20 protein-coding genes are annotated in these 26,679 nt (G+C 42.2%); 5 read left to right on the top strand and 15 right to left on the bottom strand.

The genetic code is table 11. From position 1 onward, the window contains the following. Positions 1–26 precede the first annotated feature (26 nt). From LEP1GSC060_RS12305 to LEP1GSC060_RS12285, 5 genes are read right to left on the bottom strand one after another with little or no spacing between them, the layout of a single operon-like run. Positions 27–635, bottom strand: coding sequence for a precorrin-2 dehydrogenase/sirohydrochlorin ferrochelatase family protein (locus tag LEP1GSC060_RS12305; RefSeq protein ID WP_003004297.1), 609 nt, complete (start codon positions 633–635; stop codon positions 27–29). After that, complete coding sequence (gene cobA / locus LEP1GSC060_RS12300) at positions 632–1,471, bottom strand: uroporphyrinogen-III C-methyltransferase (protein ID WP_003004785.1); 840 nt, start codon at positions 1,469–1,471, stop codon at positions 632–634. Before cobA ends, LEP1GSC060_RS12305 begins: the two co-directional genes overlap by 4 nt. A 3-nt stretch (positions 1,472–1,474) precedes the next feature. Then, positions 1,475–2,725 carry a sulfate adenylyltransferase subunit 1 gene (locus tag LEP1GSC060_RS12295; protein ID WP_003004870.1) on the bottom strand — a complete coding sequence of 417 codons (1,251 nt, stop codon included), beginning with the start codon at positions 2,723–2,725 and terminating at the stop codon, positions 1,475–1,477. After that, entirely contained in the window at positions 2,725–3,630 is a 906-nt protein-coding gene (gene cysD / locus LEP1GSC060_RS12290; RefSeq protein ID WP_003004683.1) for a sulfate adenylyltransferase subunit CysD, read from the bottom strand. Before cysD ends, LEP1GSC060_RS12295 begins: the two co-directional genes overlap by 1 nt. A gap of 8 nt (positions 3,631–3,638) precedes the next feature. Beyond that, complete coding sequence (locus LEP1GSC060_RS12285) at positions 3,639–4,376, bottom strand: phosphoadenylyl-sulfate reductase (RefSeq protein ID WP_003004419.1); 738 nt, start codon at positions 4,374–4,376, stop codon at positions 3,639–3,641. 961 nt (positions 4,377–5,337) lie between these two features. On the opposite strand from LEP1GSC060_RS12285, the gene LEP1GSC060_RS12280 reads away from it, so the two are divergent. After that, entirely contained in the window at positions 5,338–6,927 is a 1,590-nt protein-coding gene (locus LEP1GSC060_RS12280; protein WP_003004778.1) for a methyl-accepting chemotaxis protein, read from the top strand. 57 nt (positions 6,928–6,984) lie between these two features. After that, positions 6,985–7,434, top strand: coding sequence for an OsmC family protein (locus tag LEP1GSC060_RS12275; RefSeq protein WP_003004541.1), 450 nt, complete (start codon positions 6,985–6,987; stop codon positions 7,432–7,434). A 7-nt stretch (positions 7,435–7,441) separates the two neighbouring features. Here the strand turns inward: LEP1GSC060_RS12275 and LEP1GSC060_RS12270 are convergent, their stop codons facing one another. Continuing rightward, the gene (locus LEP1GSC060_RS12270) at positions 7,442–10,603 is read right to left on the bottom strand and encodes a SpoIIE family protein phosphatase (RefSeq protein ID WP_003004432.1); all 3,162 of its coding nucleotides are present in this window, start codon (positions 10,601–10,603) and stop codon (positions 7,442–7,444) included. 303 nt (positions 10,604–10,906) lie between these two features. Beyond that, positions 10,907–12,367 carry an NAD-dependent succinate-semialdehyde dehydrogenase gene (locus LEP1GSC060_RS12265; RefSeq protein ID WP_003004616.1) on the bottom strand — a complete coding sequence of 487 codons (1,461 nt, stop codon included), beginning with the start codon at positions 12,365–12,367 and terminating at the stop codon, positions 10,907–10,909. An 867-nt stretch (positions 12,368–13,234) separates the two neighbouring features. Between LEP1GSC060_RS12265 and LEP1GSC060_RS12255 the strand changes: the two genes are divergently transcribed. Then, a complete protein-coding gene (locus LEP1GSC060_RS12255) occupies positions 13,235–14,566 on the top strand; it encodes an alkaline phosphatase D family protein (protein ID WP_003004602.1) in 1,332 nt (443 codons plus the stop codon). Positions 14,567–14,573: 7 nt separating this feature from the next. Further along, complete coding sequence (locus LEP1GSC060_RS12250) at positions 14,574–15,404, top strand: alpha/beta hydrolase (protein ID WP_196221643.1); 831 nt, start codon at positions 14,574–14,576, stop codon at positions 15,402–15,404. Positions 15,405–15,600: 196 nt separating this feature from the next. Here the strand turns inward: LEP1GSC060_RS12250 and mtnP are convergent, their stop codons facing one another. From mtnP to folE, 6 genes are all read right to left on the bottom strand, one after another. Then, positions 15,601–16,464 carry an S-methyl-5'-thioadenosine phosphorylase gene (gene mtnP, locus LEP1GSC060_RS12245; protein ID WP_003004062.1) on the bottom strand — a complete coding sequence of 288 codons (864 nt, stop codon included), beginning with the start codon at positions 16,462–16,464 and terminating at the stop codon, positions 15,601–15,603. Between the two features lie 98 nt (positions 16,465–16,562). Further along, complete coding sequence (locus LEP1GSC060_RS12240; RefSeq protein ID WP_036096281.1) at positions 16,563–18,131, bottom strand: methyl-accepting chemotaxis protein; 1,569 nt, start codon at positions 18,129–18,131, stop codon at positions 16,563–16,565. A 252-nt stretch (positions 18,132–18,383) separates the two neighbouring features. Then, positions 18,384–19,232, bottom strand: a complete 849-nt coding sequence (locus LEP1GSC060_RS12235; protein ID WP_003004311.1) for a bifunctional helix-turn-helix domain-containing protein/methylated-DNA--[protein]-cysteine S-methyltransferase — start codon at positions 19,230–19,232, stop codon at positions 18,384–18,386. Positions 19,233–19,550: 318 nt separating this feature from the next. Further along, a complete protein-coding gene (locus LEP1GSC060_RS12230) occupies positions 19,551–20,324 on the bottom strand; it encodes a cobalamin-binding protein (protein ID WP_036096334.1) in 774 nt (257 codons plus the stop codon). 60 nt (positions 20,325–20,384) lie between these two features. Beyond that, complete coding sequence (gene acs, locus LEP1GSC060_RS12225; RefSeq protein WP_036096332.1) at positions 20,385–22,349, bottom strand: acetate--CoA ligase; 1,965 nt, start codon at positions 22,347–22,349, stop codon at positions 20,385–20,387. A gap of 170 nt (positions 22,350–22,519) precedes the next feature. After that, positions 22,520–23,071: a GTP cyclohydrolase I FolE gene (folE, locus tag LEP1GSC060_RS12220; protein ID WP_003004674.1), complete on the bottom strand. Its 552-nt coding sequence runs from the start codon at positions 23,069–23,071 to the stop codon at positions 22,520–22,522. A gap of 254 nt (positions 23,072–23,325) precedes the next feature. Here folE and LEP1GSC060_RS12215 point away from each other — a divergent pair, with 254 nt between their 5' ends. Further along, positions 23,326–24,531, top strand: a complete 1,206-nt coding sequence (locus tag LEP1GSC060_RS12215; protein ID WP_003004579.1) for a glycosyltransferase family 4 protein — start codon at positions 23,326–23,328, stop codon at positions 24,529–24,531. A 158-nt stretch (positions 24,532–24,689) separates the two neighbouring features. Here LEP1GSC060_RS12215 and LEP1GSC060_RS12210 read toward each other — a convergent pair whose 3' ends face one another. Together LEP1GSC060_RS12210 and LEP1GSC060_RS12205 are read right to left on the bottom strand one after the other, a co-directional pair. Then, positions 24,690–24,881, bottom strand: a complete 192-nt coding sequence (locus LEP1GSC060_RS12210; protein WP_080634557.1) for a DUF1289 domain-containing protein — start codon at positions 24,879–24,881, stop codon at positions 24,690–24,692. Between the two features lie 5 nt (positions 24,882–24,886). Beyond that, positions 24,887–26,674: a cation:proton antiporter gene (locus tag LEP1GSC060_RS12205; protein WP_003004487.1), complete on the bottom strand. Its 1,788-nt coding sequence runs from the start codon at positions 26,672–26,674 to the stop codon at positions 24,887–24,889. Positions 26,675–26,679: the final 5 nt, after the last annotated feature.

Here is a 26,679-nt window from a genome sequence, read left to right as displayed (position 1 = left end):
TCCTTTCGGGATTTATTATGATTTCGTTATATTCTTTTTGAATCTGCCGGGACTTTGAAATAGTCCTCTTTGAGAGTCCGCAACAGATCCCTGAGAACCTTTCTTCTAAGTTCCGCATCGGGTAAAATCGATTTCAATTCTTTTCTCAATTGCATAAGTTCCTTAAACTCTTCCTCGTGTTCGTCCGGAATCAATTCTTCCAAGGTCGTTTTAACAACTCCGGAAATACCTGCGAAGTTTCCTTCGGTGGAAATCGCGACACGCACCGGTCCACGATCCAAAACGGCGGCGGAATAAAAATCGCAGTTGGACGGATCGTCGGCGCAATTGATCCAGATTTTCCAAGAGTGAGCGTAATCGCTGAGTTTTCGGTTTAAATTGGAATCGTTTGTCGCGGAAAAAACGAGGGCTCTGCCTTGCAGATCCGAAAATTCCACGGATCTATATTCCACTTTGATTTCGGGATGTTTTTCTAATATTTGAGCGACTTCCCTGCAAACTTCCAAAGCTATCAGAGTGATTTTGGCGCCCGAATCGAGGAGATGAGGCAGTTTTTCAAGAGCGACCTTTCCTCCTCCGATCAACAGAATATTCTTATTTTCTAAATTAAGAAAAGCGGGATATTTGCGACTCATTTTTTTCCCCCTTGAATCTCGGAGGAAATCCCACCCGAACGAGGTTCTTCCAAAACTTGGGCGTTGATCGAATTCGATTTCGTATTTTCCAAAAATCGAACTACTTTTCCGATGTAAATAATTCCCGGCCCCTTGGTCTTTTTTTCCAAATAAGAGTCCGCAGCTTCCTTTAAAGTGCAGATTTGAATATTAAAATTTTCTAAAGAAGCGTTTTCCACGAGGGCCACGGGTAAATCAGCGTCGCTTCCGTATTGTAAAAGTAAATTTGCGATTTTAGGAAGGGAAGAAGTTCCCATAAAAAGAGCGATCGTTCCCTTGAACTTTGCGAACCATTCCCAATCCGTTTCTTCGTTTAAAACAGTATGTCCGTCCATGATCAAAACCTGACGGGACAAACCTCTGTGAGTCAAAGGAAATCCGGCAAAAGAAGATCCGGCGTTCAAGGAACTCACACCGGGAACGATTTCGTATTCTATATTATGATTGATTAATGTGATGAGTTCTTCTCCGCCTCTTCCGAAGACAAAAGGATCTCCGCCTTTCAACCGAACCACGCTCTTACCGGAAAGGGCGTAGGAAAGAAGAAGAGCGTTGATTTCTTCCTGAGTCGCGGAATGTGCACCCGATCTTTTACCGACGTAATGAACGATTGCGTCTTTCGGAAAAATTTCCAGAAAAGAAGGATCCAAAAGCGCGTCGTACAAAATGACTTCTGCTTTGGTTAAAATACGATACGCGCGCAAAGTCAGATCTTCCGGATTTCCCGGACCCGCGCCGACCAGGTAAACCTTGCCGCTTCCCGGCCGGAAATCCGTATTTGCGTCGACGTTTAACATCGATTAGGCTCCGACTCCGGTAATCATTCCGGCGCCGACTGTGGAATTGGTTCCTTCGTCTACGAGGATAAAACTTCCGGTGGAACGGTTGATTCTATACTCGTCGAAACTCACCGGTTTTGCGGTGCGGATTTTTATCTTTCCGATTTCGTTTAACGTAAGTCCTTTGGAAGCGTCTTGTTTTTCGTGTGTATCCGGGGCCACTTTGAATTCGATTTCTTTTACGATGGCTTTCACCGAGTTCGTGGTTTGACGCAGAAGGTATTTATTTCCGGATAAAAGAACTTTGGAATCCATCCAACAAATGTTCGCTTCCAAATCCTGAGAAACAACGGGAACGTTATCGGACTGAACGATCATATCTCCGCGTGAAATGTCGATCTCGTCCTTCAAACGAATCGTTACGGACATCGGTGGAAATGCTTCTTCCACTTCTCCCCCGAAAGTATCGATCGTTTCTATCGTACTCTTAAATCCGCTGGGAAGAACGGTGATCGAATCGCCTTTTCTAAAAATACCGCTGCGAACCTGGCCGGCGTAACCTCTGTAATCGTGATGTTCGTCCGAAAGCGGGCGGATCACGTATTGAACGGGAAAACGAGCGTCTTCGATGTTCTCGTCGCTTTCGATATAAACTTCTTCGAGATGACTTAAAAGAGTACGACCTTCATACCAGGAAAGATTTTCGGATCTATCGACGACGTTGTCGCCGTTGAGCGCGCTGATCGGAATGAATTCAATATCCTTAATATCCAATCTGGATGCGAAATTCAGATATTCCTCTTTGATCTCTTCGTAACGCGCCTGGGAGAATTCAACCAAGTCCATCTTATTGATACAAACCACGAGGTGTGGAATTCGGAGCATCGAAGCGATGTAAGAATGACGATAGGTTTGTTCGATCACACCTTTTCTCGCGTCGATCAAGATAATCGCCAAATTGGAGTTAGACGCGCCCGTAACCATGTTCCGGGTATATTGAACGTGGCCCGGAGCGTCGGCGATGATGAACTTTCTCTTGGGAGTTGAAAAATATTTATAAGCGACGTCGATCGTAATCCCTTGTTCTCTTTCCGCTTTGAGCCCATCCGTAAGAAGAGCCAAGTTGATCTGACCGTTGTTTCCACGAGCGGTTTTTTCGATGGCCTCGAGTTGGTCTTCAAAGATCGATTTGCTATCGTAGAGAAGTCTTCCGATCAAAGTGGACTTGCCGTCGTCCACACTTCCCGCGGTAATAAAACGCAATAGATCCATCAAAAGTATCCTCCTCTTTTTCTGTCTTCCATCGCCGCCTCGGAACGTTTGTCGTCGAGCCGGGAACCTCTTTCGGTGGTCCGAGTCGTTTGGATTTCGAGGATGATATCGTCTATGTTATCCGCTTGAGAGTCCACCGCCGCCGTGCAGGTCATATCGCCCACGGTGCGAAAACGAACGACCTTGTCTTCCACGCGATCGTTTGAATCGATCGTGATAAATTTTGAAACGGGGAAAAGAAGATTCTCGCGATAAATCACCTGACGTTTATGAGAAAAATATAATGAAGGAAGGGCGATGTTTTCTTTGCGGATATATTCCCAAACGTCCAATTCCGTCCAATTGGAAATCGGGAAAACACGAACGTTTTCGCCGGGACTGATTTTTCCGTTGTAGATATTCCAGAGTTCCGGTCTTTGTAGTTTCGGATCCCACTGACCGAACTCGTCTCGAACGGAAAAAACTCTTTCTTTGGCTCTGGCTTTTTCCTCGTCTCTGCGCGCTCCGCCGATACAAGCGTCGAATTTGAATTCTGCGATCGTATCCAACAGAGTCACGGTTTGAATTCCGTTTCTGCTCGGGAATTTCCCTTTTTCTTCGACCGCCTTTCCTTGGTCGATGGAATCCTGGACGTAACGAACAATCAGCTTCTCTCCGATTTTAGAAGCCAGTTCGTCTCTAAAGTCCAAGGCTTCTTGAAAGTTATGGCCGGTATCGATATGAACCAAAGGAAAGGGAAATTTTCCGGGACGAAACGCTTTTAACGCAAGATGAACGAGCGTGATCGAATCCTTTCCGCCGGAAAAAAGAAGCGCCGGTTTTTCAAACTGAGAAGCGGTTTCTCGAAGAATATATATCGATTCCGCTTCCAGTTGTTCGAGATGTGTAAGTCTAGATCTATTCATATTTGAATTCATATCGCTCTTGTAGGACCGGATTTTTGACGGACTAACTTGCCGTCGACGACGTGAAGTCCGCATTCTTGATTGGATTCTTCCCACCACCATCTTCCGGCCCGGATGTCTTCTCCCGGCTGAACCGCTCTTGTGCAAGGAGCGCATCCGATGGAAGGAAATCCTTTTTTGTGTAACACGTTAACCGGAATCCGATACGTATCGACAAAGTCTTGAGTTCTTTCCAAACTCCAATCCAAGAGAGGATGGTATTTCAAAATATTACGAGAGGAATCCAACTCTACTTTTGTGAGAGAATTTCTGGAATCCGATTGTTCGGAACGAATTCCCGTGATCCAAAGTTCGGTTCCGACTAACGCACGATTCAAGGGTTCCACTTTTCGAATATAACAACATTCTTTTCTATTTTCTACGGAGTCGTAAAAACTATCCGGGCCTTTTGTGTTGATCAAATTCTGAACCGCATTTGTATCCGGGAAATACGTTTCAATCCTCTTACCGTAACTCGCGTTCGTCAATTTATGGAGATCGTACGTCTCGTTAAAAAGACGGCCCGTGTCCAACGTGAAAATTCTGATCTTTAAATTTCGGGAGAAAATTACGTGAGTGATAACTTGATCTTCCAGACCCAAGCTCGTGGAGAAAGCCGCAGTTTCTCCGTACTCGTTGCTGATCCATTCTAAGGCGTCTTCCAGACTCAAAGACGCAAGTTTTTGTTCCAACTCTTGTGGTAACATATTCGTGATAATCTAAGTCTTGAATTGGGAGCTTACGCATCCAGCTTGATTTTATGATGGATCAAGAAATAGTCCAGATTTAAGAAAAAATGGAGCTATTTAGTTACCAAAGTTTTATATATTGGATTTTTTGTAAACTATATTTGATATCAGGTCTTAATAACCAGCATTTTCTCAGTCTTACTGGAAATTTAGGCGATTCGGACAGAATTTCGAGATTTTGTGGGAACTCCCACGCTTCGAATGGTTAGGATTTAGTGACTAGTGGTTAGTTAATTTACTGAATAAGGGAATTTTATCTTTGTTAAACCCTAATGACTGTATTAAAAAAATGTAACTGAATTCCGACTCCTATCCACTAAAACGTATCATTAAAAATGAATATCTCATTCCTTACGGTGTGGATTCCTTCGAACGGGTTCAAAAACTGCTTCCCAAAGCGGTCGCACGTTCTAGGAGTTAGGAATTAGTTGATAGGGGTTAGTTACTTTTTCCTAATAGAGCGATCAGGCTTTAACAAAGGTTGATTTTTCTATTTCTGTAATCACCTAACGCCTAATTCCTAGCTACTAACATCTAAAATACGCCCATCTCATTTGAAAATAAATTTACTAAAAAATAGGAGACACATGAGTCAAAAAGAATGAACTCAGCACATTACTCCCTATGGGTCGTAATGTGGGTCAACGTCGGGCAGGCAAGGTCAAACTGAATTCTATTCACTGACCCCTAAAACGAGAATATTCGTAAAATTAAGAATCCGAATATGATAGAATCTTAAAAATGAAAACTTTCTTATTTACGAGATTTAAAATTCAAACTTGCGGATTATCGGAGGGCCAAGGCGCCGATTCAGAGACTAACCTTTTTGATAAAATAAAACTAATCTTCGGTATACGCCGTAATTTCCCGTTTTAAGAAAAACCATTGATTTTTCAAAGTGAGCGGCCCTCATTAGTCTATGTTCCTAAAGAAAGAATCAAAAAGAAAGACCGACGAGGAAATCATCGCCTCCGGTCCCGCCTATATCAATTGGATTCGATTCGGATTGATTGTGCTCTTTTACGTCTCGATTATGATCAACTGGAAACGCACCAATTCGGTTCAGAATACCTTATATCTGAGCGGCACGACGGTGATGCTTTTTTATTTTTCCTACAGTTTTTATAAGATTCGAAGAAACGGAAGTATTTCGCATACTCTCAGCAAAGTGTTTATCATCATGGACGTTTTCGTTCAGCTTTTGGTTATGCTTGGCGCCACGATGGATCATCCCGATTTTACGACCGGAGTGGTAAAAAGTCCCATATTATACGGTATCAGTTACTTATATATTGTTTCTTCAGGACTTTTACTCACTCCTAATTTTGTTCTTTGGGTCGGAGTTTTGTCCGGGGGCGCGCAGTCTTTGGCGATTTATACGGCTGCGCGATACGGTTTGATTTTGACTGAAAATAAGAAACTCGCCAACTCATTGGGTTACGCCTCGGTTTCCGAACAAATCACGAAAATTTTGTTCATACTAGCCTGTGCTTTTATCGTTAGAATTCTCGTGAAACTGTTTATGCGGTTGAGGGAAAATTCAAAATACAGACAAGAAGAATTAGAAGAATCTCATAAAGTGATCGCTCAACGAAGCGGCAAGATGAAAGAATCCGCTCGATGTTTGAAAGATTCATCCAAAAATCTAAAAAGCTTTATGGATGATTTTTCCGTTTTAGTTTCGACACACGCCTCCTCGTTTGAAGAGATCAGTTCGACTATGGAGCAGTTTCAGTCTCAAACGGAAAATTCTTCGCATAACGTCAAAAATCAGTTTAGTAATATTGAAAGTTTAATCGTACACAGCAGCAATCTGAAATCCATTATCGAAAAGATTTCCCAGTTTAATTATACCTTGGATCAACGTATGGATAAAGTGAGAAAGTCCGGAGCGATGGTGACCGAATTTGTGGAAGAACTTTCCGGATCTCTTGTTTCTTTGGGAGATTCTTTTAGAAGCGTTGGAGAAGTGAACCGAATCATGTCCGAAGTCGCAGATAGAACCAATCTTCTCTCTTTGAACGCTTCCATCGAGGCGGCAAGGGCCGGGGACGCGGGCAGAGGTTTTGCGGTCGTCGCGCAAGAAGTTTCCAAACTCGCCGAAAGTAGCGCCGGAAATGCGGATCTGATTTCCAAGATCATTCGGGATTCTTCCAATCACGTAGTGATGGGACAAAAATCCGCGGAGACAACGGCGGGACACGTGAAAGAACAAGACACACTATTTCAGGATTTGTTTGTTCGGTTCGATGAATTTTCGAAGTTGTTTGACGAACAGGAAAAGATCAATTCTCAATTTTTTTCCACTCTGGATCGTTTGCGGTCTTTGTCTTCCGAAATCGAACTTGCCTCTTCCGAACAAAAGACCGGTTTGCAAGGAATCGTCGAGGCGATTTTTTTCCTCCAAAATTCTATGGAATCCTTGGTGACAAAAAGCGAAAATTTGAGCGTGGTTGTAAGAGAACTGGAAACACAATCGGATGCACTGATCGTTGCGGAAACGAATTGATTTTAACGAGAAAATATTCGAAAATTATTATATAGTTTTTTCGAAAAGGAAACGAACATGTCTGAATACAAAATCGGCTTACATTGGAAAAAAGGACCTGAAGATTTCAAATATGAATCTTATGATAGAACCCACTCGATCCAGTATGAAGGCGGTCAAAAATTATACGGATCCTCCACACCGGAAACTTACGGCAAGGCGGAATATACGAATCCGGAAGAATTATTGGCCTCTTCCGCATGCAGTTGCCATTTTTTGACCTTTCTTGCAGTCGCCGCAAAAAGCAGATTCGTCGTTTCCGATTATCAGGACGATGCGGTAGCAACCTTGGAAAAGAACGAAGAAGGAAAAATGGTCGTTACTAAAATCGAACTTCATCCCAAAATAACCTTTGAGGGGGAAAAAAATCCGGATTTGGAAACGTTAGTCGGCCTTCATGAAAAGGCCCATAAAAATTGTTTTATTGCAAATTCGATCAAAGCGAAAGTGACGATCCATCCCCGATAAAGGATCGTTACGACTCGGTTTCCGCCATGTTCTGAGAATACTTTCTCAGAACTTCTTGGATTTTTAAAATGATTTCGTGTTTCGGATCCACGGAAAGTGCAATTTCAACCATTTCCATAGCACGATTGTAATTTTTCAAAGCGATGTAAATCTGGGCGAGATTCACCAAATTCCTAATATGAGTCGGTTCTCTCAACTTCAATCTTTCTCCGAAGTCCAATGCTTTTTGGAAACTTCCCGCCTTACGAGCCGCATTCGACGCGATGTAAAGAATCTCCTTATCCACCGGTTTTAAATTTAGATAATCTTCCGCGTAGATCGCCGCGTTTTTATAATCCTTCTTTTTAAGAAAAAGACTTACGAACAGTTTTTTCACTTCGGGAATTTGACTGTTTAAAGATTCCGCCTGCTCAAGAAAAGAAATCGCCTCTTCAATCTCCTTATTTCCCGCCTCTTCTTTGGCCTTTTTGAGAAGTTCTCTGATTTGTTCTCTTTCGTGTACTTGTGCGATTTTAGATCGGCTAGGATTTTCCTTAAACGAAACTCGAACCAAAGAAAAATCGTCCGTTAAACTTCCGTATTTTTGAATTCCCTCGTAGATCGATTGTAAGTCCCCGTTACCTTCTTCAACCTGCTTCAAAAAAAGTTTTTCGTCGTCGTTGATGATTCTTCCGCCTTCGGAATCCGTACCGAGAAGCAGATCGTCTCTTCCGTCCGATCCGGCGATAATTACGTCTCCCGGTTCCATTTGAAAGGTTTTGATAAAAACGGTTCCGTCCATTCCCGTGGTTCCCAACTTTCTGAACATAAGATCGTCTTCGATAAAACTTGCGATTCCGTCCCGATACAAAACCGTCCAAGGATGTTCCGCATTGATAAAATACAACAAACCCGCTTCGTCGTCTATAACGCCTAACACGAGTGATACGAGCATGGAACCGTCGAAACTTTCAAAAACTTTATGCAACTCCAAAAAAGCGTTTTTCATCCAACGTTCGGGAGACTGCTCCTTCACCGAAGCCGCCATTCGGGTTCTTTCTAGGATCGATTCGAAAACGGCTCCGAGTACGAGCGCTCCTCCCGCGCCCTGCATGGACTTACCCATCGCATCCGCGTTTAAGAATACGGTAAAATATCGATCCTGCAATTCGATTCCGTTGGAGATATTGATATCTCCTCCGATTTCATCCTTGAATCTTCTAAAAGAGAATTTCTTTTTTTGTTCGATCAGAAAATCCACTTTTACGTTTTCCTGACGGGCTTTGTTCGAACCCAAAGGTTTGATCAATAGGGAAGTTAAAAAATAATCTCCGTCTTGTTGTTGTTTCAAATCTTGAACTTCTTCCAGGGTCTGTTGCAATTCTTTAGTTCTTTCTTTTACCTTTTCCTCCAACTCATCCGCATATTCTTGCAGACGTTTTCTGGCGGCTTGAATCGATCTCGCCATTCTGTTAAACGAACGGGAGATAAATCCGATTTCGTCCTCCACTTTTACTTGAAGACGATATTCCAAGTTCCCGGAATTCGCTTCTCTCAAACCGGTCACGACATCTTCGAGAGGATTGAGCAAAGCTCCTTGAAAGAAAAAACGAAATCCGAACAAAACGAGAAACAAAATACAAAGCGCGGATATATACAAAATTTTACCGGTAGGATTTAGAAATTCTCTTAAGGACAAGTATCGAAACCCGACCTCGTAAATTTTTCCTCCGGACACATAAAAATAAGAAATGTAATGTTTGGGGATCGGTCCGCCCAATTCGTAGATTCTTTCCCCTTTGTAAGTTCTCTCATCCGGTTTTCTTATCTGTGTAAGAAGCGTATTGAAAATCCGATCTCTTTTAACCGAATCCGTTACGTTCGGATTCAACGCGGCTTTTTTCAATTCCTTGAGAGTTCCGCCGATTCCGGGAACGTTCGATTGAAAGAGTTTATCCAAAGAGACCGGATCGTTTTTTTCCTTCGGAGGTAAATGAAAGTATTTGTTTCTAAGTACGACCGATTTATTTTCCAAATCGTCGAAAAACGATTCCATATCCTTTCCCGAAAGTTGGGTTTCTTTTCGGGAAAAAAGATATTCTCTTATTCCCGCTTTATACGCTTCAAAATCGGAAGGAGAATTCTTTAATATATCTTCCGCCCTTTGTTTAAATTCTTGATTGGGAAGAGAGGGAAGTTTGAAAAGATTGTGAGCTATATTAAAAAAACGGAATTCTCTCAACGCGGATTCGTCCGGCTGTTTGGAATTTTTCGGAAAGAAGGACTTTATCGAATCCGTTTCGGGATCGTACTCGAAAACGTATTCCACATCCTTGGAAACTTCCGAACCGGATGCGGAAAGTCTAACCTCTTTTCTTTTGATCAAGTCGTATGATTCTTCGTATTGATTGAAGATGAATATGCTAACGATCTGTAAGATCAGAAAAAAAGTAGCCAAGGTGATCCCGGTGATTCTGGAAAGAATGGAGGTTTTTTCGCTCGTATAATTGATATAACCTACGAGCACGACAAACAAACCGATTACGAGAGAAATGTCCAAAACCGTCTGATACAATTCCCTGGAAACCGCCCCGTCCCTACTCATCGCGTTGAATATCCCCGGAACAAGAGTGACTAACGTCATCGGTATAAGGATAATTCCCGTGATGATCCTTTCCTTTCCTTTCAGTTTTATCATTCTCCAAAAACCGATCGACGTAAAAAGGAAGGTATAAAGAAGGATAACTCCCGAATAAACCTTATAGAAAAGATTGATTTGAAAATCCCAATAATGACCCGAAAAATAAAAAACCCTTTTCGCAAAGAACGACTCGTAATAATACCAGAGGCAGACGAAGATTATACCCGTAAGCGCGATCGAAAAAATCGGGATCGTTATCTTTTTGGAAACCGGTTGCGGATAATGAAGAAAAAACATGACGAGAAATAAAAATCCCCAAAAGGGAGAAGGGATTACGATCCATCTATGGAACACGGACCAAGGCCCGTAAAAAGGAAAACCGACCATATAACCGAGATGAAATATTCCGAGGCATAAGATGCCCATACTGAGATAAATCGTACCCGAAGCTTTTTCCTGAATGGAAAAGAAAAAGAACGTCGTGAACCCGATAAAGAGAACACCGATCAACGAAGCCAAAGAAAAATAATTTAAATAGATTGGATCCATATGCAGGCACTCTAAAAACTTCTTCAAATCATTAACGTCAAGCAAAAAGGAAATTAGAAACAAATATGAATATTACGAATGACAAACGATCGAAAACATAAGGAATCGGAAGCAATGTCATAGATAGGTAGTGTCAGCCATCCTGTGTAAATGACGTTCTTTAAAAAGAATGTGTCTAAGAAGTCATAAAAATCGATGCTCTTCGGTTTAAAAAAGAAAGAGTTTGAGTTGCACAACGTTAGATTTTTATAATAAAAGATTTGTTTTTCGAGCAGAATATAAACTAACGCCATTCATCGCTTCTTAAAATCCGCCGATGCAAACATATTTGACATTAAGATATTCGTAAGTTCCGTATTTCGATCCTTCTCTTCCAAAGCCGGATTCTTTCACTCCGCCGAACGGCGCTTGCTCGCAGGAAATCAGTCCTTCGTTGATTCCCAAGATTCCCGATTCGATTTTTTCCGAAAGAAGTCGGATCTTTCTATAATCCTCGGTATAAGCGTAAGCCGCCAATCCGGAAGGTGTGGAATTCGCGATTTGAATCGCCTCTTCCATCGACTCAAACCGATATACCGGAGCGATCGGTCCGAAAATTTCCTCTTTCATCGAAAGGGAATTTTCTTTCACATCGGAAACGACGGTCGGAGAAAAAAATAATTTACCGGGTTCCATTCGGTTTCCGCCAACCGTGAGTTTCGCTCCGGTTGATATTGCGTTTTCGACATGACTTTCCATTTTGCGGACCGCCGCTTCGTTGATCAACGGACCGACGTTCACGTCTTTTTCGAATCCGTTTCCCGTTCTTAATTTTAAAACCGCTTTTGAAAACGAATTTATAAACTCGTCATAAATCCCTTTCTGAACCAAAAATCGATTCGCACATACGCAGGTTTGTCCCGAATTTCTAAACTTGGAAAGAATCGCACCGTTAACGGCGGCTTCCAGATCCGCATCGTCGAAAATCAAAAAGGGGGCGTTCCCTCCCAACTCCAGAGAAAGTCGTTTTAACGTTTTAGAACTTCTTTCCATGATCAGTTTCCCAACGCGCGTGGAACCGGTAAAGCTGATCTTCTTTACGTCCGTATGATCGATTAAAGTGTTCGCGATTTTTTCCGGATAACCCGTCAGGACTTGAAAAACTCCATCCGGAATGCCCGCTTCCTGTGCAAGCGCGACTAACGCGAGCGCGGAGAACGGAGTTAACTCGGAAGGTTTACCGATTACCGTACAACCCGCGGCCAAAGCCGCACCCGCTTTACGAGTGATCATCGAAGAAGGAAAATTCCAAGGAGTTAAAATTCCACACACGCCGACGGGTTGTTTTAATATTTCAATCTTCGTATCTTTCCTATGACTCGGTACGATGTCTCCGTAAGTACGTTTCGCTTCCTCGGAAAACCATTCCAAAAAAGAGGACGCATAATCAATTTCATTCCTCGACTCGCTTAAAGGTTTTCCCTGTTCCAAAGTCATTAGAATCGCGAGGTCTTCCCGATTTTCTTTCATTTTTTCGGCCCAGTTTCGAATGAGAATCGAACGTTCTTTTGCGGGCCTACTCGACCAATCTGAAAACGCCAACACCGAAGTTTGAATCGCCTCCAAAGTTTCCTTTGGACCTAAGGAAGGAACCGAACCTACGACCTCAAGGTTTGCGGGATTGTATACGGAAATTTTTTGACTAGGATCTCCGGACTTCCAAGATCCTCCCCAAAAAGCCTCTTCTTTAAATAACTCTTTTCTATGAAGAAATTTCAAACTCAAGGCGCGACCTCTTCTTTTTTATATTCCCAAAACGATAAAAAGAAAGTGGAATCCGTTTTGTATGCAAAGATTTTTTTTAGAATGATCACGATAAAACGACGACCGCGCCGGCGCCGATTTCATTTCAAAGAATCTTCAAGTTTTTAAACGGATCGATTTTAATTTTGAATTTCCCGGGCTCTTTTATGAACCGATAATTTAGCGTGAGTTCGGCGGCTGAAAATCTGGGCGAATCGCTCGCGATGGGTCGTTCCGCAGCTCGCGAATTTCATAGCTAAAATTGCTCGCGACCGCGCTTTCAGCTATAGTCAATAAATTGCATGAAAGAAACGTTATACAATATATCGCCTTTCGTTTCAATTTATTGACTCCGCCTCAATCGCTTTCGCATTTGTTATACCGAACTCACACTACTTTAGTTACAAAAAATCACAATAAAATTCATTACAATCATAACATGAGTATTCAATAATAATCGAATAATTAATTCGGGATATTTTTTTCATTGACCGCATCCTAATTCAAAAGTCCCATCATAAACCTAAAGCTTGTCCCAAATCCTACGAAAAATGCGAGAATGAATCCGAGACGTTTGGGGATAAACTTTTCTAATCTATCATTAGAGTTGTTGAAAAATTAATTCTCCATTTGTTTCCGTTTCATTGAAATGGGCGATCGAAGCGGTTTTGTTAATTGCGACTGTTGAATTTTTCAACAACTCTATTTATAAAGAATCCCTTCGATTTTATCGGAGAATGGGCCGCAAAATCTCTGCGATTGTTTTAAATTTTGGGACGAGCTCTGATCGTTTTTCCTTGAACTTTTTACGTTCGCCGCAATATAAAAACACCCAAAGGACGTCTATTTATGAAACCTAACACCTTAAAACTCAAAACGTTTTTCTACTGTTTCCTTCTCTCATTCAATCTTCAACTCAACGCGGAATCGGCAAAAATCGTTTCCGGGCCGATCTTGGGATATTCCACCTTAAAGGAAGTTTTAGTCTGGGTTCAAACCGATAAAACGTCTAAAGTTACATTAGAATATTCTGAAATTGGAAACCCTAAAAACAGATTTATTTCCGAAGAAATTCAAACGAAATCCGAAACGGGTTTTATCGCAAAGTTGATCGCAAACCGCGTGGAACCCGGTAGAAAATATCATTATAATATACTTATAGACGGTAAAAAAATCAAAGGCGAACATCCGCAAATCTTTCAAGCACAATCATTCTTTGCCTATACGTCCCGTCAAGATCCGCCCTCGTTCTCATTTGCGCTCGGCAGTTGCGCTTACGTCAACGAAACCGAATTCGACGTTCCGGGAAAACCCTACGGCGGCGAATACTTTATCTTTAATTCCATTTTTTCCAAAAAACCGGATTTTATGCTCTGGCTCGGAGACAATATCTATTTAAGAGAACCGGATTGGGATTCAAGAACCGGTTTTTTTCATCGTTACAAACATCAACGCGGAATTCCCGAACTCGCTCCGCTCTTTGCATCGGTCCATCACTATGCGATTTGGGACGATCACGACTTCGGTCCGAACGACGGGGATTCCTCGTTTTGGATGAAGGATACTTCGGAAGAAATGTTTAAACTCCACTGGGGAAATCCGAATTACGCAAAGGAAGGTACCTACGGCTCCTTTATTTGGGGAGACGTTCAATTTTTTCTTTTGGATAATCGAACCTTTAGAACGGCTAACAACAATAAGGTGATCGGTCCGAGACAGATCCTGGGTGAAAAACAATTCCAATGGCTCGTTAATTCTTTGGCGTATTCAAAGGCTACGTTTAAGTTTGTGGCGATCGGCGGACAATTTTTAAATCCGAATTCCATTTTTGAAAATTACGCAACCTATCCCGAAGAAAGAAAAAAAATCCTTTCCGCGATTCGAGATCTAAAAATTAAAAATCTGATTTTTCTGACGGGCGATCGTCATCATACGGAGTTGAATTTTATCGACGAGGACGACTTACCGATTTATGATTTTACGGTTTCACCTTTAACCTCCAGATATCATTCGCCGGTGTCGGAAAAAAATCCTTTGCGTGTGGAAGGAACCCTTGTCGATCAAAGAAATTTCGGAATGGTTTCCGTAAGCGGAAAACGAGGTGAAAGAAAACTGATTCTGCAAATATTGGACGCATACGGAAAAGAACTTTGGAAAAAGGAAATCCTTCCGACCCCTTAATCATCGTATGAAACGACCCATGAATCTCATTTTTACATTTTTATTTTCCGCCGTCCTTTTGTTTTTATTTCTCGTTTGGTGGAATCAAGACCGGTTGATTTTTTTTCCGGAAAAACTTCCCGAAAACTTCATATTCAGTTTTTCGAATGAATTCCAAGAAATCAAACTCGATACGCCGGATGGAGAAATCAGTTACGGACTTTTCTTTCGATCGAAGAGTAACGTTTCCAAAAAAACGGTTTTGTTCTTTCATGGAAACGCGGGAAGTCTGAGAACTTGGGGAGAAATTTACGAAAACTTTCTTCCTCTTGGATGGAATCTCTTAATCACCGACTACCGAGGTTATGGAAAAAATTCGGGAAGTATTTCGGAAAAATCCATGAACGAAGACGCCGAGTTATGGTTGCGTTATGCGCTCCATGAACTTAAGATCCCCAGAAACGAGATCGTTATCTACGGTCGTTCCATCGGCACCGGAGTTGCCGCGAACTTGGTTTTTAAAAATCCGGATCTCAATTTATTTTTAGAAACCCCGTTTACGGATTTACCGTCTCTCGCCAAAAATTATTATCCGTTCCTGCGACCTTGGATGTTGCGGTTTCAATTTCGAAACTTAACCAAACTGGAAGTTGTACGTTCTAAAATCAGGATCTTTCACGGAACACGGGACGAAATCGTTCCGTATTCCAACTCGGAAATCATATTCAAAAAATTGAAAGAACGAAACCGGGACGCGATTCTTTTTACGATCCCGAACGGTTCCCACAACGATCTTACGGTTTACCCGGAATACCGCCGGGCCTTGAAACAAAGCCTGGATGAAATTCGATTCGAGTGAATTCGGTTTCACGAATGCGGAAGGGATCGAAGCGTAAATACTGCAATGCAACATGCACTTGATAAAATTCTAATGAATACGGCCGTATCTCATGTTGCTTTGCAGATTGAAGCGGAGAGCCCGGTCCATTCTTTGGGTTTTGCCCAAAGAATGGAGCCGCCCTTATAGGTAAGTCCGAAACGAATCGTTAATCGGATTAAAAATATTCGGGAAAAAGAACTTTGAGTTTTTTTACGGTCTCGGGATTTCTTTTTTCGGGCGCCGTAATGATCGAATAACGTGTACTATTTTTTAAACTCAGATCGTCCCCGTTTCCGATTCCGTGAATCAACTCCGAAAGAAGTTTTTTAGCGGTCTCTGCGTTTTTCGTAAGATTGGCGATGACCATTTCAACGGTGACGGATTCTTCTCCTTCTCTCCAACAGTCGTAATCCGTGGACATACAAATCATCTGATAGGCGATCTCCGCTTCGCGCGCGAGTTTCGCTTCGGGAAGTACAGTCATGTTGATAATGTCCGCGCCCCAAGAACGATAAAGATGGGATTCCGCCTTCGTGGAAAAAAGAGGCCCTTCCATACAAACCAAGGTTTTATCCGTATGAATTTTCAAACCGATCTTTTTAGCGGCTTGTTCGATTCTTTTACTTAGGTTATGAGAAAACGGTTCCGCAAACGGAGCGTGTGCGACAACTCCGTTCCCGAAATAAGTGGAATTTCTTAAACGAGTACGATCGATGATTTGAGAAGGTAAAACGAAATCGAGAGGTTTGATTTCTTCCCGCAAACTCCCAACCGAACTGAATGCTACGATCTCCTCCACACCAAGTTGTTTGAGAGCGCAGATGTTCGCGTGATTGGGAACTTCGGGCGGCGAAAGAAAATGTCCGATCCCGTGTCTCGGTAAGAAAGCGATCAGCTTTTCTTTGTATTTACCGATTTTAATTTTGTCGGAAGGTTTTCCCCAAGGAGTATCCGGATGAATCTCTTCGATCAATTCCATTCCGTCCAAACTGTAGAGTCCCGTTCCGCCGATGACGGCCGCTTTTATATTATAAGACATGAACCCGCTCTCCTAAAAAAGAAAGTTATGATTTCTTCAAGGACAGTTTTGGAAAGAGGATCTAAATTGTAAATCGGAAGTGTTTCAACGGAATCGATTTAAACGACGCTCAATGCCTTCAAATCTTTCGACTGAGTTTTAATCTGCAAAACTCCGTCTTGAATTTTTCCGGATTCCTGTGTGATCTCGTTGACTTCTTTTTCCAACTCCAACATGGCCTTCATCATTTCTTTTTGACCGGTCATTTGTTCTTCCGTAGAATAAAATAATTCGTCCGATAGTTTTTTTACTTTCTCTAGATTTTTTACAAAATCATTTACGATCGTAGTTCCGCGTTCATACAACCCGTTCATCTCTTCGATTTTAGAAACGGTAAGATTGATCTTGGCGCTCTGGTTTTCCGTCAAATGACCCGTACCTTGAGAAGCCGCGTTCGCCTCTTCGATAAATTCGAGGGATTCTTGAACGACCTTGGAAATCATCTTCGCATTTGTGGCGGTGAATTCGGCGAGTTTACTGACCTCTTGAGCGACTACGGCAAATCCGCGTCCTGCGGCGCCCGCACGAGCGGCTTCGATCGAAGCGTTCAACGAAAGAAGATTGGTTTTATCCGCAATTTCTCCAAGGATACGATTGATCTCATCCACACGTTGAAACGAATTCGAAATGTTCTTTAAGAACTCGCCGGTTTTTTCAACGGATTCTTTTACGACTTCCATTTCCATTTTACTTTCTTTCGCATTCGTATCCAAACCTTTGGAGTGTTCGGATATTTTTGCGATCACGTCCAAAAGAACCTGGGATTTTTGATTGAGTTCGATCAGATTCTCATTTTGAATTCGAATCGAATCTGCGTTATTTTCTGAACCTTTGGATAAGGACACGATCACCGCGTTGACTTCTTCCAGAGAAGCGGCTTGCGATTCCATCTTTGCGCTGGTTAAACTCGTAAATTCCGAAAAGTTCGTCACCGAAGTCTCCAAGGTTTCCGCGGAAGAATGAATTATCTTTCTGTTATTTTCCAACTTATTCAAAAAATTCTTATTCTCTTCGAAATAGGTGACCGCTTCCTTATACAACTCGTCGAATAGATTCATCAAACGATAAAGGATAAAACTGACTCCGGCCATAAAAACAATCTTAGTGATTTCCGCGCTGAGTTTAAGATGACCCGGTTTCATATTGATCGCGTTGTCTTCGGAAAATTGTAACCCGTGAAACGAAGCATTGGTCAGGGCGATCGTATATCCCATTGAACAAACCATACCCGTAAGGAGCACAAAATTGGGTCTTCCCAACAAACCCGAATAGGCGATAATGAAATAATAAACGGAATAAAGAATCGCGTTTTTAAGAACCGGCGCAATGATCTCCGAGGAAACCATACTGTCCAAAAAAATCGTCATACTCAATATAAGAGAATCAAATATTATAAATAAATTATGAACCCAATGTTTGACGTTGTATTTTTTATATAGGATAAATCCGAAAATCGTATAAACCAACATGAAAGAAGCGGCGGAAGAATGAATGATTTTGATCTGATACTGAAGGGCTTTAAAACTCGAAGCCAAAGAGATCAACATCATAACCATAATTCCCATTCTGGAGTAATAAGTGAGCGCTTCTCCCTTTTTGCGAATGGATTCTATAGACTGATTTGACATAAACCAAACGTTTATAAAATTTCATTTAAGTAAATGAAAAGAGGAAACTCTTTCGGAAATCTTGTGGCCGTATTATAAAAAGACAAATTGTAATTTCAGAACGATGGAATTTTTACATTCATTCTTAATATTTGTTCGAAATCTCGGGTTTATTCGAGCCGGAAAACGGTTGGAAGAAGAAACTTTCAGGATACGCTGAATCCTTTTTATGTTTTCGAAACGACCTCAAAATCTTTTCCGGAATTTTCGATTTTAGGATTTGTCCGAAACTAAATTGTTCGCTTTGCTCGCTTCCCAACCGATCATGGCCATTTTTCTTTCGGAACCCCAGCGATATTCTCCGATCCCGCCCGTGCTTTTGATCACACGATGACAAGGGATCAGATATCCGATCGGGTTTCTGCCGATCGCCGTTCCAACCGCTCTCGACGCGCTTTTTTGCCCGATGGAATCGGCTATATCCGCGTAAGAAGACAATTTACCTTCCGGGATTTTAAGAAGCGCTTCCCAGACCTTGATTTGAAAATCGGTTCCCTTGAGATGAAGTTTGATTTTCTCTTTTCCGTTTAATGTTTTGTCGAAAAATCGAACGACTCGGTTTTGATTCTCGTCCGTTTGTGAAATCAGATCGGCTTGATCCCACTGTTCTTTCAGTTCGGAAACGACTTGTTCTTCGGATATATCATAAAAGAATAAATTACAAATTCCTTTTTCAGTGGAAGCGATCGCGTAATCGCCGAAGACGCTTTTTTGAAAGCTGTATCGAATTTTGAGTTTTTCTCCCCCGTTTTTAAATTCTCCGGGAGTCATTCCTTCGATTTTTACGAAGAGGTCGTGTAATCGACTCGTTCCGGACAATCCGGTTTCAAACGCGGCGTCAAACAAAGTCGTTTGCGGTTTGGAAAGTATAGATTTAGCATTTTGTAATGTAAGGTATTGCAAAAACTGTTTCGGGCTAACACCGGCCCATTCGGTAAAAAGTCTTTGAAAATGAAACGGACTTAAGTTTACGGATTTTGCGATTTCGTCCAATTCGGGTTGAGAAACCGCGTGTTTTTGTATGAATTGAATGGCCGCTGCGATTTTTTTGTAATGATCCATATTCGAATGTTATCCGAAACCTACGTTTTTTAAAACCCGATCCTTGCTGTTTTTAAAATATTTTGTAAGTTCTCAATTCGTTCTTTTTTCTCGGTTTTTGCGATTCGTAAATCTTTTCGTAGGAGTTCCCACAAATTTTCATTTGAGTATGTTTTCCCTTAAACGTATTCCGACAAACTATTCGAGTTGTTGAAAAATTCAATAGTCGCATTAACAAAACTGCGTCAGTCGTCCATTTCAATGAAACGGAAACAAATGGAGAATTAATTTTTCATCAACTCTATTCCGTAAAATTCCGTTTTTTACCCGGAACCATCTTCAAGAATGAATCAGCTTTACGAGTTGATCGATCCCTTCTTCAAACAATGCGGGACCCGGTTGAAGAATAATCGAAGGATCCAATTCGTAAATTTTTCGATTTCGAATCGCATTCACATTTTGCCAATCCGGATGTTTTTGCACCCATTCAAAGTTCACCGGCTTTCCACACCAAGAACCTATGTAAACGTCCGGATTTGCTTTTGCCACATCCGTCGACGTGATGATCCTATCCTTCGCCAAAGATTTTGTTTTGAGTTGTTCAAAACAATCTTTTCCGCCCGCAAATTCGATCAATTCGCTAACCCAGGAAATCCCCGTAATGATCGGTTCGTCCCATTCTTGAAAGAAAACGGAAATACGGTTTCGAGAAGAATATCTTTGTTCAATTTCGTCTAACTTTCTTTTCCAACCTTCGATCAAAGTTCGTGTTTCGTTTCCCTTTCCTACAATAGAGCCGAACAACAACATCGTATCTAAGATTTCGGCGATCGTTCTTTGATTCGTTACGAGGACGTTCAATCCTTCGCCGATCAGTTCCTTTGCAAGTTCCGCTTGAATGTCGGAAAAGCCGATGATAAGATCCGGCTTTAGTTCTTTGATTCGTTTGATATTTCCGTTGATAAACGCAGAGACTTTGGGTTTTTCCTCTTTGGCTCTGAAAGGTCGAACGGTATACGCGGAAATTCCTACGATACGATCCTCCACTCCGAGCCAATAAAATAACTCGGTCGTTTCTTCGGTAAGACAGACGATTCTTTTCGGTCCCATCAAATTCTTATCCCTCTTTCTATGAATCGCTCGACATGCCCAAACATTTTCCACCAATCCATATTAACTGTGAAATTCTTTTTTGTCTTCGATCAACTTCTGAACCACGGAAGGATCCGCAAGTGTCGACGTATCGCCGAGTCCGTCAAATTCTCCGGAGGCGATCTTTCTCAAAATTCTTCTCATAATTTTTCCGGAGCGAGTTTTCGGAAGCCCCGGCGCCCAATGAATCACGTCCGGTCTCGCAATTTTACCGATCACCTTTTCAACGGTTGCGATGAGATCCTTTTTCAAATCGTCGTTAGTCGTAACACCTTCTTTGACGGTCACATAAGCGTAGATTCCCTGACCTTTGATATCGTGCGGAAATCCGACCACCGCCGCTTCGGCGACGGATTTGTTTTCGACCAGCGCGCTTTCCACTTCGGCGCTTCCGATCCTATGTCCGGAAACGTTAATCACATCGTCCACTCGACCCGTGATCCAATAATAACCGTCTTTATCTCTGCGCGCTCCGTCTCCTGTAAAATAATAACCTTTAAATTGGGAGAAATACGTATCAAAGAATCGTTTCGGATCTCCGTAAACTCCTCGCATCATCGAAGGCCAAGGACTTTTGATACACAGGTTTCCGGAAACTTCCCCCTTGTCTGCGAGTTCTTTTCCGTCGTTATCCACTAAGACCGGTTGAACTCCGAAAAACGGTAATGTCGCCGATCCGGGTTTTTGCGGAATGGCTCCCGGAAGCGCCGTAATCATAATCGATCCGGTTTCGGTCTGCCACCAAGTATCCACGATAGGGCATTTGTTTTTTCCGATATTCTTAAAATACCATTCCCAAGCTTCGGGATTGATCGGTTCTCCGACTGAACCCAAAAGACGAAGAGAACTCAATTCTCTTTTTTGAATATGATCTAAACCCTCTCTCATCAAAGCGCGGATCGCAGTCGGAGCCGTGTAAAAGATATTCACTCCGTACTTATCAATGACGTCCCAAAATCTTCCGGCGTCCGGATAAGAAGGAACCCCTTCGAACATAACGGAAGAAGCTCCGTTGGATAAAGGACCGTAAACTAAATAAGAATGCCCCGTCACCCAACCGATATCCGCCGTACACCAATACGTATCTTCCGGTTTGATATCGAATACATAATGAAATGTTAAATTAACTCCGAGAAGATAACCGCCCGTAGTATGCAGAACCCCTTTCGGTTTTCCGGTAGAACCGGAAGTATAAAGAATAAAAAGAGGATCTTCCGCGTCCATCGGCTCCGGTTTACAATAAAAAGGTAAATTCGGATCGTTCATCAAAAAATGATACCAATGATCCCGACCGTCTTTCCAAGTCAGACCGGATTCGTTTCCCGTGCGACGAACTACGATTACGGTTTTAACGTTCTCCTTGGATTTTTCAAGAGCAAGATCCACGTTCTTTTTGAGTTCAACTGGTTTGCCGCCTCGAAAACCGCCGTCCGCAGTGACAATCAACTTCGGTTTACAATCGTCGATTCTACTTTGAAGAGCTTCCGGAGAAAAACCTCCGAACACGACGGAATGAATCGCGCCGATCCGAGTACATGCAAGAATTGTAATGGCTAATTCGGGAATCATCGGAAGATAAACTAAAACCCGATCCCCTTTTTTGACTCCGTACTTTTTGAGGACGTTTGCAAGACGATTCACTTCCCTATAAACGTCGAAGTAGGTAAGAATTCTGGATTCCGCGGGATTGTCCCCTTCCCAAATCAAAGCGGCTTTGTTTTTTAGAGGAGTGTCGATATGACGATCTAAGCAGTTGTAGGAAACGTTGAGTTTTCCGCCTTTAAACCATTCCACTTTTGCGTTTTTAAAATCGTGACTTAAAACCTTGGTCCATTTTTTAAACCAAGTCAGTCGATTGGCTTCTCTGGCCCAAAATTGGTTCGGCTTTTCAATGGATTCTTTATAAAGAGATTTATAATCTTTGAGAGTGATGTTCGTATTTTTTTTAAATTCTGCGGATGGTGGAACGATTCGTTCTTTTGCCATAACTTCCTCCGGATTCGGCAAAGAATGTCTCTTTTTTTTCCTCTGTCCACCAAATTGCGAAAACGGAATTATGAAACCTCCGCCTATCCATACGACCGGCTCTGCAACGAAAAAAATGAAGCCGTCAACCGGCCATCACAAGCTGGAGCGGATTTTAGGCCGAACTTATGTTAAGTGGATCCGGTACGGATAAGGTCCAAGAATTCGGAGCGGGTTACCATGTTTTCTTTAAAAGCGCCTAACATACAAGAGGTGAAAAGTTCCGAGTTTTGTTTTTCGACTCCTCTCATCATCATACAAAGATGTTTCGCTTTGATGACTACTCCGACACCTTGCGGCTCAAGAACTTCTTGAATAGCGTACGCGATTTGTTCGGTGAGGCGTTCCTGAACTTGAAGTCTTCTGGCAAACACATCTACGATCCGAGGAATTTTACTGATCCCTATGATTTTTTTATTGGGAAGATAGGCCACATGCGCTCTTCCGTAAAAAGGCAAAAGATGATGTTCACAAAGGGAATACATTTCGATATCTCGAACAAGAACCATACCGTCGGTCGGTTCTTCGAAGATGGCTCCGTTGACGATTTTCGTAATGTCGGCGCGATAGCCGGATGTCAGAAAGTCGTAGGCTTTTTTCACTCGTTTCGGAGTGTCGAGAAGACCTTCTCTAGTCGGATCTTCTCCGATTGATTTCAAAATATTTACGATATCTTCTTCCAATTTAAACTCTCTTCGTTCGATTTTCCTTTTAGACCGCAGAATCTTTCTTTAATCTCCGCTCAAAAACCCAAAAGAAACCAGCGACAATCCTACGGCAATTCTTAACAAAACGCAGGAGTTCCCACATTCTAGATTCGTTAACTTTTTCAAAAATCAGAACGCTTTCATTCCCATTTTCAAAACTGCCTCTTGAATCTTCCATCGGATTTTCATTTTCTTGCAGATTTCCAACACCGAGTCATTTTTGTCCGATCATGAGAAGCCACAAAGAGGAAAAACGAAAACATAAAACGATTACGATCGGATTGGACGCGCGTATGATCGCTCATTCCGGAATCGGGATGAGAATACGCGGTCTTCTGAAATACCTCGGCCCGGCCGCTGCAAAAGAGAAAATTCGGGTTTTTCTTTTGGGAGACGTAAAAACGATTTTGAGCGAAGGGATTTTGTGCCATGAGTTTTCCGGCTCGGATGAAATTTCGAACGATCCCAAATCGAGTTCTTCCAAAAAGAAAGAGGACTTCTCTTATCCCGTGATCTCTTATCAATCTCCGATCTATTCTCTTTCCGAGTTTTTAGGTCATCCTTTAATGGGGAGAATGGACCTTTTGGACGTTCCTCATTTCAACGCGCCCTTGTTTTATCTTAAAAAATCAATCGTAACGATTCACGATATCATTCCGTTTCGAATGAAGGAATTTCATTCGAGTTTTGTAAAACGAATTTATATGCAGGTAGTCTTTCGTTTACTTCGACTGTTTTCAAAAAAGATCGTGTCCGTTTCCGAATACACGGCCCGGGATTTGGAATCCGTTTTCGGTTTTTTGAAAAAGGAAATGAAAGTGATTCACAACGGAATCGACGAAACGGTTTTTTATCCCGCCTCCACTACGGAAAAAAAGAATTTTCTGAAAAAATACGGACTCAAAGAAGGTTACTTGCTGAGCGTCGGAATCGGAAAAGGTCATAAGAATTTAAATTTCGTTCTCGATGTTTTAAAACCTCTTTGGAATTCCAAGATTTTAAAAACCAAATGGGTGTTAGGCGGCGCTTCGGGAAAAATTCCCGATTACCTGCAAGCCGACGTCTCCGGTTATGAAAATCAAATTCTCCCCATGGAAAGATTATCCTTGGATGAACTTCGTTGTCTTTATTCTTGTGCGGAACTTTTTATCTTTCCTTCAAGATACGAAGGTTTCGGATTTCCTCCTTTAGAAGCCCAGGCTTGCGGTTGTCCGGTGATCTCGTCCAACACGACGGTAATGCCGGAAATCCTTCAAGACAGCGTGTTTTATTTTTCTCCCGACAAACCGGAAGAATTGGAAAAACTTCTGAGAGATTTTTTAAAAAGTCGAAACTCAGTAAAAAACTTAGTCACAAAGGGAAAAAGGAATTCCGCAAGATTCTCTTGGAAAAAGGCGGCTCAGGAAACTTTAGAGGTTTATAAAAGTTTTCTGTAGGAGTCCCTGCAAAAGCGAGGTTTGTTACTTGCAAAAAGTTTGATTTTCTAATATAGAAAAACCTTTTCCCAAAACCAAGGAAAACGCAAAACAACGCTTCCTAAACTCAATCTCACTCCCTAAGGGTCGTTCGATAGGGAGCGTTGTGGGGACGCGCATCAGTCATTTTTGAAATGGATTCTAGAAAAAAGCTCCTCCTTACGAAGTTTCAATTTTGAGAATAGTTCCTCTCTTTCGTCGTCGGTGTAACGGGACCAGTTTCCGATTTCGTCGATGGTTCTAAAACATCCTCGACAATAGCCGGATTCAAAATCCATTGTACAGATTTTATTACAAGGCGAACGAACCAATTTGTTTACTTCACTCTAACTTTAGACTTGGAAACAACTTTTTTTCTTATCGGTTTTTTCTTCTTTGTCTCAAGCGAAAGGCTCGCAGGTTCGGTTTTCACACGACCTTTGTCGGAATGATCCACGATCGTATTCATTTCCTTAAAAAGAGACATTCCGCTGATTCTACCCGGAACGATTACGTGAGCCGCGCCGCTTTTCACGAGAACCTCGGCTTCTTGCACATCGTCCGTGGTAAGAATAATGGAAGGTTGTATGCGATGACAGATTCCTTTGAGCGATTCCAAAAGCCTACGACTGGTCGTTCCCTTGAGAATCATATCGGAAATCGTGCATATTACATATCTTGCATCTTCGATTCCAAGATGATGCAACGTTTCCGGATTCGCCAAATCGCCGTAAGCCCAACGAATCCCTTTCGCTTCCAGAAATTGACGATAAACCGGATTGAAGTCCACGATCAAAATTCGATGGAGCCATTCCGGTTTTTCACGTTCGATTTTTTCCAAAAGACCTTGTGCGATTCTAAAATAACCGAGGATGACGATATCCCTTTTAGGCTGGCCCGTAATATGGGATTCGGTTTGATCTTCCTCTTTCTCTTTTTCTTTCAAACCGATCATCCCCAATATCCTTAATATAAATCTTGAAATCGGATCATTGAATAAAATGATATATGTGGAAACGACGGACGCGAGTATCATCGAAGTCAAAATGGTGGATTCCAATTCTTTGCTGATATGTCCGTAACCCATTCCCAGCGCGAGAATCACGAGCGAGAACTCGCTGATCTGAGCTAAGTTTAAACCGGTCACGATTCCGGCTCTGAGTCCTTTACCGGAAAAATAAACGGGAGTCGCAACCGTGATCACTCTACTGAAAATCACAAACGCAACCGCTATCAATGAAACGCTGATAATCTGAATCGAAGGAATCGGAATTTTCATTCCCAATGCGACGAAAAAGAGGGTGATGAAGAAGTCTCTGATTCCCGAAAGTTTTGCGATAACGTCCGCACCGTAAGGAAACGCGGCAATGCTGACTCCCGCGATCAAGGCCCCCATCTCTTTGGAAAGACCCGCTCTTTCCGCAAGACCGCAGAGTAAAAAACACCAAGCGATCGAAGTGATCAAGATCAATTCCGGCTTGGAAGCCGCGGCTTGAAACAATCTGGATAAAAAGAATCTACTGATTAAAAACGCGACGCAGATAAGAACCAAACCGATTCCGAGCGAACCCGCAATTTTTATAATCTGAGGATTTTGAAGATTGGGCTGAACTCCCATAAAGATGATCGCCCAAATATCTTGAAGAACCAAAACTCCGATCGTAAGACGACCTGCGATCGTACTCACTTCGAATTTATCGTGCAGAAGTTTGACCACGATCATCGTGGAACTGATGGCAAGCGCGATCGCAAAATATAAGAGATCGAATTTACCGGTAAAACCCGCCAGAATTCCTTTAAAAAATAAAAGTCCGAACAATACGCAGAATACGAACTGGGTAACACCAAGGATGAACATGGATTTTCCCATACGCGCCAGTTCTTTCAAATCGATTTCAAGACCGATGATAAACAAAAGAAGAATCAACCCGATTTCGGAAATCAACTCGATACTTTCTTCGTTGACCACAAGGCCCAAACCTAAATTCGGCCCGAGCAAAAGTCCCCCGGCCACATAACCCAAAATCAAAGGTTGTTTCGTAACCCTGGCGATATGCGAAAAAAACGTAGCGAAGATGATACTTAACGCTATGTCGTTTAACAGGGAAAGTGAATGATGCTCCATCTACG

It is taken from the genome of Leptospira weilii serovar Ranarum str. ICFT, from assembly GCF_000332415.1.
GTDB lineage: Bacteria > Spirochaetota > Leptospiria > Leptospirales > Leptospiraceae > Leptospira > Leptospira weilii_A.
The sequence above is the reverse complement of the archived record's forward strand: the minus strand, read 5'-3'. Positions and strand labels throughout refer to the sequence as shown.

Excerpts from the sequence above, each read along its gene's own strand:
- LEP1GSC060_RS12305 (WP_003004297.1), bottom strand. The coding sequence starts at position 635 with ATGAGTCGCAAATATCCCGCTTTTCTTAATTTAGAAAATAAGAATATT.
- cobA (WP_003004785.1), bottom strand. The coding sequence starts at position 1,471 with ATGTTAAACGTCGACGCAAATACGGATTTCCGGCCGGGAAGCGGCAAG.
- LEP1GSC060_RS12295 (WP_003004870.1), bottom strand. The coding sequence starts at position 2,725 with ATGGATCTATTGCGTTTTATTACCGCGGGAAGTGTGGACGACGGCAAG.
- cysD (WP_003004683.1), bottom strand. The coding sequence starts at position 3,630 with ATGAATAGATCTAGACTTACACATCTCGAACAACTGGAAGCGGAATCG.
- LEP1GSC060_RS12285 (WP_003004419.1), bottom strand. The coding sequence starts at position 4,376 with ATGTTACCACAAGAGTTGGAACAAAAACTTGCGTCTTTGAGTCTGGAA.
- LEP1GSC060_RS12280 (WP_003004778.1), top strand. The coding sequence starts at position 5,338 with ATGTTCCTAAAGAAAGAATCAAAAAGAAAGACCGACGAGGAAATCATC.
- LEP1GSC060_RS12275 (WP_003004541.1), top strand. The coding sequence starts at position 6,985 with ATGTCTGAATACAAAATCGGCTTACATTGGAAAAAAGGACCTGAAGAT.
- LEP1GSC060_RS12270 (WP_003004432.1), bottom strand. The coding sequence starts at position 10,603 with ATGGATCCAATCTATTTAAATTATTTTTCTTTGGCTTCGTTGATCGGT.
- LEP1GSC060_RS12255 (WP_003004602.1), top strand. The coding sequence starts at position 13,235 with ATGAAACCTAACACCTTAAAACTCAAAACGTTTTTCTACTGTTTCCTT.
- LEP1GSC060_RS12250 (WP_196221643.1), top strand. The coding sequence starts at position 14,574 with ATGAAACGACCCATGAATCTCATTTTTACATTTTTATTTTCCGCCGTC.
- mtnP (WP_003004062.1), bottom strand. The coding sequence starts at position 16,464 with ATGTCTTATAATATAAAAGCGGCCGTCATCGGCGGAACGGGACTCTAC.
- LEP1GSC060_RS12240 (WP_036096281.1), bottom strand. The coding sequence starts at position 18,131 with ATGTCAAATCAGTCTATAGAATCCATTCGCAAAAAGGGAGAAGCGCTC.
- LEP1GSC060_RS12235 (WP_003004311.1), bottom strand. The coding sequence starts at position 19,232 with ATGGATCATTACAAAAAAATCGCAGCGGCCATTCAATTCATACAAAAA.
- acs (WP_036096332.1), bottom strand. The coding sequence starts at position 22,349 with ATGGCAAAAGAACGAATCGTTCCACCATCCGCAGAATTTAAAAAAAAT.
- LEP1GSC060_RS12215 (WP_003004579.1), top strand. The coding sequence starts at position 23,326 with ATGAGAAGCCACAAAGAGGAAAAACGAAAACATAAAACGATTACGATC.
- LEP1GSC060_RS12205 (WP_003004487.1), bottom strand. The coding sequence starts at position 26,674 with ATGGAGCATCATTCACTTTCCCTGTTAAACGACATAGCGTTAAGTATC.